The sequence below is a fragment of the Brockia lithotrophica genome (assembly GCF_003633725.1).
GTDB classification, from domain to species: Bacteria; Bacillota; Bacilli; order Thermicanales; family DSM-22653; genus Brockia; species Brockia lithotrophica.
The window spans coordinates 496,343-507,942 of sequence record NZ_RBIJ01000001.1; the positions used below are offsets into that span (position 1 = coordinate 496,343).

Genomic DNA, 11,600 nt, shown 5'->3' on the forward strand with positions numbered 1-11,600 from the left:
CACGCGAGACCTTCCTCGTGCCCCGAAACGGAAGGAATCCGGGGAAACGGAAACCCTCGGTTGCGGTTGCGCCCCCTACGAGGGAGGAGATCCGGAGTTCCCGTTGCCGTTTTGGTCGTACGGTTCGGCGGCATACGGCCGCGCGGGACGGCTGACCTGACGGAGGAGGTTTTGCTTGAGCGTCCAGAGGGGGAGCGAGAGGTCCACGATGTACTCGTGAGGGTTGAGAAGACGGCGCACCTCGGGCGAAAAGCGCGCCAACTCCTCTTGGGCGGTGCGCCGTGCTTCGGAAGCGCTCGGAGGCGGAGCGAGAACCTCCCCCCCGCGCAAGACGGGCTCGAGGAGGGGGCGCACCTCGTAGTCTTCGAGAATCTTGCGCTTGTGGGTGTAGACGGGGTGGAAGATCTCGTAAGGGCCCGAAGGCACCGGCTCCTCGTCGAGGGCAATGACATCGGCCATCGCCTCCCCGCGGCGCTTGTGGTAGAAGCGCCACACCTGCTTGCGCCCCGGGTTCGTGATCTTTTCCGGGTTGTCGCTCACCTTGATCACGGGTTCGAGCGCGCCTCCGTCGGAGGCGACGGCGGAGAGTTTGTAGACGCCGCCCAGGGCGGGGCAATCCGCCGAAGTGATGAGGTCTGTCCCCACGCCCCAAGCGTCGATGCGGGCCCCCTGGAGCTTGAGATCGCGGATGATCGTCTCGCTCAAATCTCCGGAGGCGAGGACGAGGGCGTCCTTAAGGCCGGCGCGGTCGAGCATGCGCCGCGCCACCTTGGACAAGTAGGCGAGGTCTCCGGAATCCAAACGCACGCCGTATACCTCGGGGGAACGACCCAACCGCTCCCTGTGCTCCCGCAAGACCTCAACCGCCGTGGGAAGGCCCTGCCGCAAGGTATCGTATGTGTCCACGAGGAGAATGGCCCGTTCGGGAAAGGCATCGAGAAAGGCGAGGAAGGCTTCCCGTTCAGAGGGGAAGCTCTGGACGAAGGCATGGGAATGCGTCCCCGTCACCGGGATCCCGAAGCGCGTTCCCGCGTAGACGTTGGAAGTGGAGTGCACGCCCCCGATGTACGCCGCCCGTGCCCCCCAAACTCCGGCTTCCGGACCGTGGGCACGGCGAAGGCCGAATTCGAGCACGGGATCGCCGTCGGCGGCGGTGACTACACGTGCGGCCTTCGTCGCGATGAGCGTCTGGTGGTTCACGATGGACAAAAGGGGTGTCTCGATGAGGTGCGCTTCGAAGAGGGTCGCCTCGACGCGAAGGAGTGGCTCGTAGGGGAAGACGACCGTCCCTTCGGGTACCGCCCATACGTCTCCGCGAAAGCGGAACTCTGCGAGGGCGCGGAGAAAGTCTTCGTCCGTAAAGCCGAGCCGGCGCAGTTCTTCCAGATCTTCCCGGGTAAAGCGGAGCCGGGCGAGAAATTCGAGCGCCTGGGCGAGCCCTGCAAAGATCGCATACCCGTTCCCGCACGGGGTGCGACGAAAAAAGACGTCGAAAACCGCCCGCTTTCCTGCCGTTCCCCGGCGGAAGTGGGCGTACATCATCGTGAGCTGGTAGTAGTCCGTCACGAGAGGGGAAAGCCCCCTGTCGCCCCAAAAGGCGACGCGGGCGTCGGGAACCTCTCCCTGTGGCCGTACGTCTACGGGGTTTCGTTCGTCGGGTGTCTTCGGCGGCATGTGCTTCACCGACCTGCCTTTTCCGTGAGGCTGCGGGTTGGCCGCAACGATTTTTTGCTGCTCCCAATCTATCGTAAGTCCGGCGACGCGGCAAGAAAGAAAGGCGTTTTTCCCTGGGCGTCCGCAGCCGCCTACACACCCCGCGTACAGGCGAATACACAGGAAAGGGCCCCGCGGCCGAAGAACCTCGAGGACGTCGAGGGAAGTGAGGAGGGAACGTACGTGTACGCCTTCTGGCCGGTGCAGTACGCGTCGCACGTCGTACGCCTCGCCCCCCACGAGGCGCTCTCCCTGCACGAACAGCTCCTCGTGTACACCTACACCCTTTCGGATCTACGCGAAAAGGAAAAGTCCATTCAACATGAGGCAATCCGAACCATCGTAGCCCGTACCCGAGCGCTTCTGGAGAAGCACATCCGCGAGATCGTCGCGATCCTCGAAACCGCCCACGTTTCCTAACGCGAGAAACAAGGAAGGAGGGCATATGCGTGCTTACGCGCGAAGAACGCCACGTCCTTCAGGGGATCAACCTTTCCGCAAAGCAAATCATTTGGGGGGCGACGGGCGGTGCGATCGAATCGGCGACGCCCGTCGTGCGCGAGACGTTCCTGCGGCAGCTCGGCGAGTGGCTGGGCTTTCAGGGTGAGGTCTTTCACGCGATGAGCAAACTCGGCCTGTACCCCGCCTACGACCTGAAGACTCTCCTGCAGGGCGACGTAAAGCTCGCCAAAGAAACCCTGGAGGCGCGGGAAGCGTAGCGCCCCCACGGCACACCCAATACGCCCCTGCACCCGCCCGTAAAGGGGCGGGTGCAGGGTTTTCCCCCACGCTGAGGTCAACCGAGAAGCCCAGCGCGGAGGATGATCACAAGGAGGACGTAGATCACTACCGCGAAGGCGAAGAGGCTGTAGGCGGAGGAGGGGGCAAACCCTCCGTCGGCCTGCGCCGCGGCGAAAGCTTTGGTCATGGTGCAAGCCCACCTCCTTCTCCCTCTTCGTCGTACGAGAAACGGTATCGGGAGCGAGGGAAAGTCTGCAAGACGGGTTTAGTAGGTCGGGCCGAGGATTCCGGCGCGGAGGATGATCACGAGGAGGACGTAGATCACCACCGCAAAGGCGAAGACGCTCACCCCGGAGGGAACGAGGAGCTGGGCTTCTCCGGCCGCCGCCTGCGCTTGCGCGAAGCTCATTCGGAACACCTCCTTCTCTCTAGGTGTGGCGAAGGCTTACGCACGCGGGACGAACACGCCGGTGTTCAAGATGATCACGAGGAGGACGTAGATCACGATCGCGAAGGCGAAGAAGTTGTAGCCGCTCTGGAACATCCCGTTCACCTCCTTCGCTTGCCCCGCCCTACGGTATGCCCCGCGCCTTCCGGGTGCGTGTGCGGATGTCCATCGGGCGCGGGGCCGTAGGGCTTACGCCTCAGCACCGGTAAGGTTTACCCCCACCAGCGGCCGTCGAGGACGATGACGAGGAGCACGTAGATCACGATGGCGAAGGCAAAGGTACGCATCCCCGCACCGCCGAAGAAACCGTCGAGGCCGCTTCCCGCGACGGCGCCGGCACCCGCCATGGCCATGCCATTCACCTCCTCCCGCGAGCGCTACACCCTATGCACGTCCCCGCCCTGCCGTTTGGGATTCGGCCCGCCGCGAAAGAAAACGGGCGCCGGGTTCCCTTTTTGCCGCGGTCGTGGTATGGTTCGGGACTGACGGGACCCTTTTCGGTGAACGCCCACGACGATCGGGAGGAATGCGTATGGATACTCCTTTCGGCGCCGACCCACATGCTCCCAAGGACGCAGACGGCTCCCAAGCCGAGACTTGGGAGGCCGCGGGCTACCGAATTCCGATCCTCTATGAGGACAACCACGTGCTCGTGGTCGTAAAGCCCCCGGGACTTCTCAGCCAAGGCGACGACACGGGACGTCCCAACCTCCTAGACATTCTCAAGGAACGGCGCAAGATCCGGGAGGCAAAGCCGGGACGGGCGTACCTCGCTCTCCTCCACCGCCTCGACCGGCCGGTCGGAGGCGTACTCGCCTTTGCCAAAACGAGCAAGGCGGCGGCACGCCTCTTCGCCGCCATTCGGGAACGGCGCTGGGAAAAGGGGTACCTCGCCGTCGTCGTGGGACTCCCCCAGCCGGAAAAGGGGACACTCCGGCACGCGCTTCGAAAGATTCCCGGGAAGCCGCGCGTTCGGCTGGTCGACCCGGGAGATCCCGCCGGGAAGGAAGCCGTGCTCGACTACGAGACGCTCAAATACTCCGACGGCCTCTCCCTCCTCCACGTCCGCCTCGTCACCGGGCGTCCCCACCAAATCCGCGTACAACTCGCCGCATTGGGGACACCCATCTGGGGAGACCCTGTATACGGGCGCAAAACAGAACGCAACCGAGAAAAGCCGCCCGGCGAAGGCCCCATTGGCCTTTGGGCGGCTTACCTCTCCTTTGCGCATCCGACGACGGGGGAACCCCTTGAGTTCGTCGCCCTGCCTCCACGGGAAGTCCCGTGGACGCATTTTCCCCGTCTAAGGGACGTCGTCGAATCCTTTGCCCGCCGTCCGTAAGTTCCGGCCAAAGCGCCGGAAACTGGGGGCAACTCACGGGGTGTCCCGGCTCTCCACGACGAGCAAGTACCCTTCGCGAATTCGAATTTCCCCCTCTCGGCCGAGGAGTTCGTTGGAAATCCCGCGGCTCGTCCCCCAAGCGAGGGAGGCGTTGTCCAGCGGATAGCGAAATCCCCGCAAGGTAATCCCGCGAACTTCCTCGCTCCACGGAAGGAGGGACACGAAGGGGAAGGCCGACCGGAGCACGTGAACCCCCGGCCCCAAAAGGCGAATGCGGTTGTGGGGGTCGGCGAGATACGCCTGACATCCGGAGCGAACGAGCCGGTACACGATGTGGACGTTGGCCAACGTGTGGTCGAAACGCGTGCCGATGCCGCCGTATACGACGAGGACGCCCGGACGGAATTCTTCTCGGGCGGCTTCCACGGCGAGGTCGGTATCGGTCGCATCCTTTTCGCGGGCAAAGGTACGGACGGGAACTCCCGCGGCCTTCAAACGTCGAACCCCCTCGTCGCCCACCGTGTCGAAATCCCCCACGGCCAGCGCCGGGCGAAAGCCACGTTCGACAAGCCACAGCGCCCCTTCGTCGGCGCCGATGAGAACCACCTCCTCCGCGTCCTCGCCTTCTGACCACAAGAGGGAACGGAAATCCTTTTCCTCCTTGGCGCCGCCGGCGACGACGAACGCCTTCCGCATCGCCTTCTCCTCCCCTTCCCTCGACCTTTCACACACGCGGTGGTATACTTGTGCGTGACGCAAAATCCCGCCGTTTCAGAGCGTGAGGTGGACGATGATCCGCGAGTACATCCTGCTCTTCGCGAGTTGGGCGATAGACCTGTACTTCTACGCGATGATCCTGTACATCCTCTCCTCCTGGATCCCGCCTTTGTACAATACGCGATTCGTACGCTTCCTTGCGGAGATCAGCGAACCATACCTGGGCTTTTTCCGCCGGATCATCCCTCCGATCGGAATCCTCGACATTTCGCCGATCTTCGCCCTGTTCGTCTACAAATTCCTCGCGATGCTCCTCTTGCGCGGCCTGTACACCGTATTGTACGCCTGGTGAGAACCGGTTGCCCGCCGGTAAGGTCCCCGACCCGGGATCCTTACCGGCCTTTCGTTTTGCGGGGGCGAACCGTTTTTTCCCGGTTAGCCCTACGCCAACTTCCAAGAAAGAACCTCGCGGCGATTCTCGAGTTCCCACCGAACGCGCGCCGTGTTTCGCATAAAAGGCGGGACATTAGGCACACTACGCCCGAAGACCCGAGGGCTTGCCCACGCAGGGTCTTTCCGGGAGAATTCGAACCCCGAATCCGCAGAGGAGGGTACGCACGATGGTCAAGCCGCCCAACGTGATCACGACCAAGGACGCCCTCTACCTCAAGGACATCTTGGGCTGGGAACTCCTCGCCGTCAAGAAATGCACAAATCTCCAACAGCAGGTTCAAGATCCCGCACTCAAGCAGCTCTTTTCGGAGATCGCCGGAATGCACCGCCGGCACTACGACACGCTCCTCGGGCACCTGCAGACGCAAAACGCCGCACAGATCCAGTCCTTCCAAGCTCAGGCGCAGATGACCCGAGAACCGCAGGCGGTACGCTGAACGCCCGTCCGAGAAGCAAACCCAGCGATGAGGAGGGAAACCCCTTGAGCCCTCAGATGCTTCAGCCGCCGGGAGCACAGGCGATTCCGGAAACGACCTCGATCAGCGACTACGACCTCGCCCGTGACGCACTCGCCATGGAAAAGTACATCATGAGCGGCCTCAACATCGCCGCGTGGGAAGCTACCTCCGAGCAGCTCCACAACGACCTTGTGCACATGCTCTCAGAGACCCACGGAGCAAACCGCAAGCTCTTCGAATACCTCTTCGCCAAGGGTTGGTACCCGGTAGAGGCCGAAGACCAACCAAAGCTGGATCAAATCTACCAAATGTTCGCCCAAGCCAAAGGAAAGCAAATGCCCCACTGACGCAGGTCCCTTCGCTGAGAAAGCACAACCCTCCCCGAAACGGGGAGGGTTGTACGCTTTCCGGTCGGCAAGGGAAACCGTACGCGCGGCTTCACCGACCAATGAAATCCACGGTCATGTACGTTCCCGCCATTCCCGTCCCCAGGTGCGTGTATTTGGGAAAGGCGACGTTCTGCCGGTGCCCGGGAGAATTCAGGAAGGCGATGTGCATTTCGAGGGCGTCGTCGAAGCCCCGCGAGATGTTCTCCCCTGCAACCGTATCGGAAACCCCCACTCGGGCAAGGCGATCGGCAAGCGTTCCGTTCGTAGGAGACACGTGGGCGAAAAACCCGTTCGTCAGCATGTCGATGCTGTGCCCTTTGGCCGCACGTGCAACCGCTTCGTCCCACGCGAGGGGGGAAAGGCCGTTCCTTAAGCGGAAATCTCGGACGAGGCCGGCGAGGTAGCGCTCTTCCGTCCGCAAAACATCGTCTCCGTAGGCGGGAGAAGCGCCGAGCGCTTCCGTAAGCCATTCCGGGCGCGGGGGCGTGTACTGAAGGGACACGGGATAGAGCCGTTCGCGCAAAATACGCTCCCAGCGACTTACCCGAAGGTAGAGGAGCGTATCGCCTGCGGCGTGGTCGACGAAGAGCTCTACGGCCGCCCGGCCGTCGGACGAAGCTGTGAGGAAAATGCCGAAATCCTGGGGCATAGGGTTTACGCGCAGGGTAACTCCCCGATACGCAACGGAAACAGTGCTTTTCGGGGGTACGACACGTGTGTCCACCCGCCAATCGAGAAACCTCTCCCCCGCACCGAGGACGAAGGATTCCGCACTCCCGCTCGAAAAGTATACGCCGCGACGGAATTTCCCCTCCCTCTCGTACGCCCAAAACACCTCTCCGTAAGGAGTTGTCCCTTGCCACGTAGGATTTCCCCACACCGCGGCAACTTCGGCGTAGGACGCCCCCAGCGGGAAAATCTCGTTTGCCGGGTTTCCGGACGAGAAGTCACGGGATCCCGTGGTCGGTTGTGGCGTGCTCGACCCCGTATCGCCCGTAGCCCTGGTGTCGGGAGAAGGCGAATCCGCGATCGCAGGGGACGCCCCCGCCTTAGGGCCGTCCGCAGACTTTGTCGCGGAAAGAGGCGAACCCGTGGTTGGAGAGGACACTCCCGCCTTAGAGCCGTCCGCAGACTTTGTCCCGGAAGGATGCGAACCCGCAGCCGCGGGATCACCCATAGTCTTCGCATTGGACGAGGGCGGAACCGGCCCGCCTTCTTCGGTAGGAGGAGAGATCGCGGTGGAAGAGGGGACCTCCGATGAGGAAGGGGCGGAAGGCGGCGACTCCGAGGTGAGGGTGCCATCGGATTCCGTCGTTCCGGAAGAAGGCGATCCGCCGGGACGTTCCGCGGTACGATTTTCGCCGCCGAAGGGAGGAAGATCTGTTCCCTTGTGTCCGGACGAAACCCCTGAAGCTGAAAGGGGAAAAACCCGGACTTCCGAGCAGCCGCCGACGAAAGTTCCCGTAAGAAGCAAAGCGCCGGCGAGGAACACGGCCCAAAGCCGCACGCGCACGGAACTTCCCTCCCCGAAGCCATTCGGCCAAGGCAGGTCCTTCGGCCGCCCGTCTCCGGAATCCGCGGCGAAGTCCCCTTGCACCTTTACTTCGGGGATCGGCGTCTTTTCTCGATAACTTTAGACAGATTATCTCAGCGAGGCCTTTGGAAAGAAGGCGCCTCCTCTTCTACCGACGACGGCTCGGGCTCTTCGGGTTTCCTAAGGCCAAACGCGAAGGACTTTGCAGACCGAAGACTTCCCTCTACGCGATGGCACCGCCGACAACGAGGCTCATACACCTCCTCCGCACCGACGAGGAGGAGCGGCTCGTCCGCCCGAGCCGGCTTCCCATCTACGAGGCGTTGGGTAAACGTCGCCGGAGCGCCGCATACCGCACAACGGGCAAACAGGCTGATCCGCTCGTCGGCAAGCGCGAGCAAGTCGGCCATGGGCCCGAAGGGAAGCCCGCGGAAATCCTTGTCCAAACCGGCTACCACAATCCACAGCCCGCGACCGAGCAGGTGCGAAATCACCCGGACAAAGGCAAAGCTTCCGTCGGAATCCGTATCGAGGAAGAACTGCCCCTCGTCCACGAGGACCACGCGTTCGCCGCGGGAGCGAATTCTCGCATAGAGCTCTTCGGCAGATCCCACGGGAATCGCGGGAATCCGCTTCCCGGTATGGCTCACGATCTCGCCTTCGCCGTACCGCTTGTCCAAAGCGTGCTTGTATACCCCGATGTATCCCGACCCCCACCCACGGCTCTCCCTCAAGCCGTGGTAGAGGGTGATGAGAAATTCGCTTTTTCCGGCAAACATGGGCCCGCTTACGACGGTAAGCCACGGTCCTTGCCGATCGGGTATTTGAAGCACTGAGATCCTGCCTCCCTGATGCCCGAGGTACACGTCCGGAATGCTTCAATATCCTTTCGCGTCGAAGTCGGCCTTTCCCTGCCCGCCCCGAAAAAAGAACGAGGAGGAGCGTACGCTCCTCCTCCCCTCAAGCTTCCCGCCGGGTGCGGTCCCCGGCGTTGGCCGGCAGCCCTCAGCGGATTTGAAGTTCGCCTCGGGCGGTGGAGACGTCCTCTACCCGCATGTCGCCCTCTCCCCGGACGAGTTTCTTGCCGAACACCTTCTCCGGTTTGAGGATTTCGATGAGGTAGCGGATCGCCTCTTCCGGAACCACGTGCTCACCGCAGGTGTATACGTCCACCGCGGCGAACCCGTGCTCGGGGTACGTGTGGATGGAGAGATGGCTCTCCGAAAGCAGTACGAGGACGGTAGCCCCGTGGGGCTCAAACTGTTGGGACTGTACGCCGAGCACCGTAGCGCCCGTGCGCTCGACGGCTTCGACCGCGTGGCCTTCCAGCCACTTCGCATCTTTCAAGAGGTCGAAGTCCACACCCCAGAGGTCGACGGCGATGTGCCGGCCCGACGTGCTGTAGACCATCGCCATCGCGCACCCCCCCCTTCCTAGCGTCGTGGGCTGCGAGCTAGGAGGACCTCACTCCAGGGGAGCAGCTCCCCACCGCCGAGTGAACGTCGCATTTCGCATGCCCTGTATAGCCACGCAGCTTATCTTACCATGGAACCCCCCCTTTGGCAATAGGTTTGCCGGATCAAAGCTTGGGAGTTCGTCACCAAAGCTTTTCGATCCTTGCGCCGGGGAAGTAGAAGGAGAGGATGTCGCGGTAGCTTTGCCCCTTCTCTGCGCGACCTTTTGCTCCCCACTGGGACATCCCCAACGAGTGTCCCCAACCGCTTCCCGTAAAGACGACTTTCGTCGGGACGACCCCGGTCTTGTCCACATAGCGTTCGCTACCGTCCGAAAGCCGTACGCGCAGCCACACTCCTCCGTTGTTCGGTGCAGGAACCTCTTCGAGAACCGCGAGGAGCGTATCTCTGGGTAGGGGATCGGCCGCTTGAAAGGCGCTGTTCGCATCACGAACGTACGAAGGAATCGAATCCCGCGCCACGCGCACCTCCGGTACGAAAAGGTCGTTGGGGATATTCTTTAAGCCGAATTTGATACGTACATTATCCGCATTGCGGATCAGGATTTCTTTGCTCGTACCGGCTGTGTCCACACCGCGGACGACCACGGCTTTCACGCGTCCCGTACTCGTCCGCTCCCGTACCTCGATTCCCGTGAGAGTTTGGAGTTGAAATTTCGTCTGCAGATCGGATGCCGTCCATTCCCTCCTCCAGTTGTAGTGCGGGTTCTTGCCGTCGTTGGCATCGAACTCGTCCCGCTGGGCCGCGAGATACGGAAGCGAAGCACTCCATACGTCTTCAGCTCGCTCCGTAAATCCGCCGTTCGAGGCGCTGAAGTAGGCGCTGATAAGGTTTCCGTTGTACCGGAGCACCTCGCCGCGCGTCGCCTCGATCGCCCGATTGGCGTTTGGCTGTTCTGCGGTGACTCCTCCATATACTTGGCTTCGCTCGTCGCTGTACACGTGATACAAGGCGTTGACATTCGCGTTGCGCGCGCTCAGCGCGTACGTCCGAGCAGCAATTGCCTGCGCCTTGAGCGCCTCTATGGGCCACGAATCCGACATTTCGCGAGGTACAACACCCTTGAGGTAGTCTTCCAATTCCAGTTCGTTGATCACCTGAAGCCCCGCAGAATCGTTGACTACCGTGAGGTGCGTCCGATACACACCGTCCGAACCCGCCCCCCCTCTGTCCGTGTACCAACTCGCAATATACCCTTCCCTTCCGTCTCCCAGCGCAACTTTGTACCACTCCTGCGACGAACCGTCGAGGGCCAAATCGAGCACGGAAACTCGAGACCCTTGGGGCAAACTGCCGATTACGGAGTAATTCGTCCCGGGACCCGAGCGAACGTTGAGAACGTCTGCGGTGACAACGGCGGTTTTGGGAAGAACGCGTCGATACTGAATCTGCGCGCCGGATTGCACGGCAAAAAACTGCACCTTTTGCGATACGGTTTGCAACAACGTTCCGTTTTTCAAAATTTGGATGGTGCTCGGGTCTTGAGAAATGAGTTCTACCGTATCCTGTGAGGATACCAGAGTGAGAAGTTTCCCGTCGGGGCCTAAAAGCATGTAGTCCCCTCGTGGGGTTACCGCGAGTCTCCGACCGTTTTCACTCAAGAGAACGCGAATGGGCTGAATTAACCCTACAGGCCGGACGACCTTTACTTCGATCGGACCGTACACCCCGGGAGAAAACCCGCTCTGCGAGTTCCTCTCGTCGTTCCACCCGTAGTTCACGTTCACCACGTGCACCCCGTACTTGTACACCCCAGGCTCCGAGGGTACGTCCACGAACGTCTCCGAAATCTCCTTGCCGGGAGTCACATACTTGGTCTGTACTACCCGAAACGACTCCTTCAAGTTCCCGTTTGTATCGTAATCCTCTCGGTACAACAGCAACTTGTAAATCCCCGCGTCGTCCCGCGCCGTAAAGCTCAACCGGATCCCTTCCCCAAGCCTCGCCTCCCTCGCGTTCGCCGCAAACGACGTCACCGCGGGCGTCGTCGCCCTCACCTTCACCTCAATCGGACCGTACACCCCGGGAGAAAACCCGCTCTGCGAGTTCCTCTCGTCGTTCCACCCGTAGTTCACGTTCACTACGTGCACCCCGTACTTGTACACCCCAGGCTCCGAGGGTACGTCCACGAACGTCTCCGAAATCTCCTTGCCGGGAGTCACATACTTGGTCTGTACTACCCGAAACGACTCCTTCAAGTTCCCGTTTGTATCGTAATCCTCTCGGTACAACAGCAACTTGTAAATCCCCGCGTCGTCCCGCGCCGTAAAGCTCAACCGGATCCCTTCCCCAAGCCTCGCCTCCCTCGCGTTCGCCGCAAACGACGTCAT

At 61.7% G+C, this 11,600-nt stretch carries 15 protein-coding genes; 6 read left to right on the plus strand and 9 right to left on the minus strand.

Translation table 11 applies throughout. The features are described 5' to 3' along the window. Window positions 1-75: 75 nt before the first annotated feature. Window positions 76-1,674 carry a nicotinate phosphoribosyltransferase gene (locus C7438_RS02270; protein ID WP_121443709.1) on the minus strand — a complete coding sequence of 533 codons (1,599 nt, stop codon included), beginning with the start codon at window positions 1,672-1,674 and terminating at the stop codon, window positions 76-78. A 222-nt stretch (window positions 1,675-1,896) separates the two neighbouring features. Here C7438_RS02270 and C7438_RS08990 point away from each other — a divergent pair, with 222 nt between their 5' ends. Beyond that, window positions 1,897-2,133 (plus strand): hypothetical protein, encoded by a 237-nt coding sequence (locus tag C7438_RS08990; RefSeq protein ID WP_147401965.1) that lies wholly within the window; start codon window positions 1,897-1,899, stop codon window positions 2,131-2,133. Window positions 2,134-2,162: 29 nt separating this feature from the next. Beyond that, complete coding sequence (locus C7438_RS02280) at window positions 2,163-2,432, plus strand: spore coat protein (RefSeq protein ID WP_170143492.1); 270 nt, start codon at window positions 2,163-2,165, stop codon at window positions 2,430-2,432. 77 nt (window positions 2,433-2,509) lie between these two features. Here the strand turns inward: C7438_RS02280 and C7438_RS09535 are convergent, their stop codons facing one another. From C7438_RS09535 to C7438_RS09095, 3 genes are all read right to left on the minus strand, one after another. Next, window positions 2,510-2,641, minus strand: coding sequence for a hypothetical protein (locus tag C7438_RS09535; protein WP_289626227.1), 132 nt, complete (start codon window positions 2,639-2,641; stop codon window positions 2,510-2,512). A 78-nt stretch (window positions 2,642-2,719) separates the two neighbouring features. Further along, window positions 2,720-2,863, minus strand: a complete 144-nt coding sequence (locus C7438_RS09090) for a hypothetical protein (RefSeq protein ID WP_170143493.1) — start codon at window positions 2,861-2,863, stop codon at window positions 2,720-2,722. Between the two features lie 251 nt (window positions 2,864-3,114). Further along, the gene (locus C7438_RS09095; protein WP_170143425.1) at window positions 3,115-3,255 is read right to left on the minus strand and encodes a hypothetical protein; all 141 of its coding nucleotides are present in this window, start codon (window positions 3,253-3,255) and stop codon (window positions 3,115-3,117) included. Window positions 3,256-3,434: 179 nt separating this feature from the next. Between C7438_RS09095 and C7438_RS02285 the strand changes: the two genes are divergently transcribed. Then, window positions 3,435-4,244: an RluA family pseudouridine synthase gene (locus C7438_RS02285; RefSeq protein WP_121443712.1), complete on the plus strand. Its 810-nt coding sequence runs from the start codon at window positions 3,435-3,437 to the stop codon at window positions 4,242-4,244. Window positions 4,245-4,277: 33 nt separating this feature from the next. On the opposite strand, the gene C7438_RS02290 is transcribed toward C7438_RS02285, so the two are convergent. Continuing rightward, window positions 4,278-4,940: a thiamine diphosphokinase gene (locus C7438_RS02290; protein ID WP_121443713.1), complete on the minus strand. Its 663-nt coding sequence runs from the start codon at window positions 4,938-4,940 to the stop codon at window positions 4,278-4,280. Between the two features lie 94 nt (window positions 4,941-5,034). Between C7438_RS02290 and C7438_RS02295 the strand changes: the two genes are divergently transcribed. From C7438_RS02295 to C7438_RS02305, 3 genes are all read left to right on the plus strand, one after another. Further along, window positions 5,035-5,313 (plus strand): YggT family protein, encoded by a 279-nt coding sequence (locus C7438_RS02295; RefSeq protein WP_121443714.1) that lies wholly within the window; start codon window positions 5,035-5,037, stop codon window positions 5,311-5,313. A 268-nt stretch (window positions 5,314-5,581) separates the two neighbouring features. Continuing rightward, entirely contained in the window at window positions 5,582-5,851 is a 270-nt protein-coding gene (locus tag C7438_RS02300) for a ferritin-like domain-containing protein (protein WP_121443715.1), read from the plus strand. Window positions 5,852-5,895: 44 nt separating this feature from the next. Then, on the plus strand, window positions 5,896-6,219 hold the full coding sequence (locus tag C7438_RS02305) for a spore coat protein (RefSeq protein WP_121443716.1): 324 nt from the start codon (window positions 5,896-5,898) through the stop codon (window positions 6,217-6,219). A gap of 91 nt (window positions 6,220-6,310) precedes the next feature. On the opposite strand, the gene C7438_RS09100 is transcribed toward C7438_RS02305, so the two are convergent. The 4 genes from C7438_RS09100 to C7438_RS02330 form a co-directional block, all read right to left on the minus strand. After that, a complete protein-coding gene (locus tag C7438_RS09100; protein WP_170143494.1) occupies window positions 6,311-7,096 on the minus strand; it encodes a CAP domain-containing protein in 786 nt (261 codons plus the stop codon). Window positions 7,097-7,908: 812 nt separating this feature from the next. Further along, the gene (locus tag C7438_RS02320) at window positions 7,909-8,628 is read right to left on the minus strand and encodes a thymidine kinase (protein ID WP_211322019.1); all 720 of its coding nucleotides are present in this window, start codon (window positions 8,626-8,628) and stop codon (window positions 7,909-7,911) included. Window positions 8,629-8,800: 172 nt separating this feature from the next. Beyond that, a complete protein-coding gene (gene speD, locus C7438_RS02325) occupies window positions 8,801-9,205 on the minus strand; it encodes an adenosylmethionine decarboxylase (RefSeq protein ID WP_121444053.1) in 405 nt (134 codons plus the stop codon). A 187-nt stretch (window positions 9,206-9,392) separates the two neighbouring features. Beyond that, window positions 9,393-11,600 (minus strand): SpoIID/LytB domain-containing protein (locus C7438_RS02330; protein ID WP_121443719.1); only part of this gene is annotated, 2,208 nt, incomplete at its 5' end.

Excerpts from the sequence above, each read along its gene's own strand:
- C7438_RS02290 (WP_121443713.1), bottom strand. The coding sequence starts at position 4,940 with ATGCGGAAGGCGTTCGTCGTCGCCGGCGGCGCCAAGGAGGAAAAGGAT.
- speD (WP_121444053.1), bottom strand. The coding sequence starts at position 9,205 with ATGGTCTACAGCACGTCGGGCCGGCACATCGCCGTCGACCTCTGGGGT.
- C7438_RS09095 (WP_170143425.1), bottom strand. The coding sequence starts at position 3,255 with ATGGCCATGGCGGGTGCCGGCGCCGTCGCGGGAAGCGGCCTCGACGGT.
- C7438_RS09090 (WP_170143493.1), bottom strand. The coding sequence starts at position 2,863 with ATGAGCTTCGCGCAAGCGCAGGCGGCGGCCGGAGAAGCCCAGCTCCTC.
- C7438_RS02300 (WP_121443715.1), top strand. The coding sequence starts at position 5,582 with ATGGTCAAGCCGCCCAACGTGATCACGACCAAGGACGCCCTCTACCTC.
- C7438_RS09535 (WP_289626227.1), bottom strand. The coding sequence starts at position 2,641 with ATGACCAAAGCTTTCGCCGCGGCGCAGGCCGACGGAGGGTTTGCCCCC.
- C7438_RS02270 (WP_121443709.1), bottom strand. The coding sequence starts at position 1,674 with ATGCCGCCGAAGACACCCGACGAACGAAACCCCGTAGACGTACGGCCA.
- C7438_RS02295 (WP_121443714.1), top strand. The coding sequence starts at position 5,035 with ATGATCCGCGAGTACATCCTGCTCTTCGCGAGTTGGGCGATAGACCTG.
- C7438_RS02285 (WP_121443712.1), top strand. The coding sequence starts at position 3,435 with ATGGATACTCCTTTCGGCGCCGACCCACATGCTCCCAAGGACGCAGAC.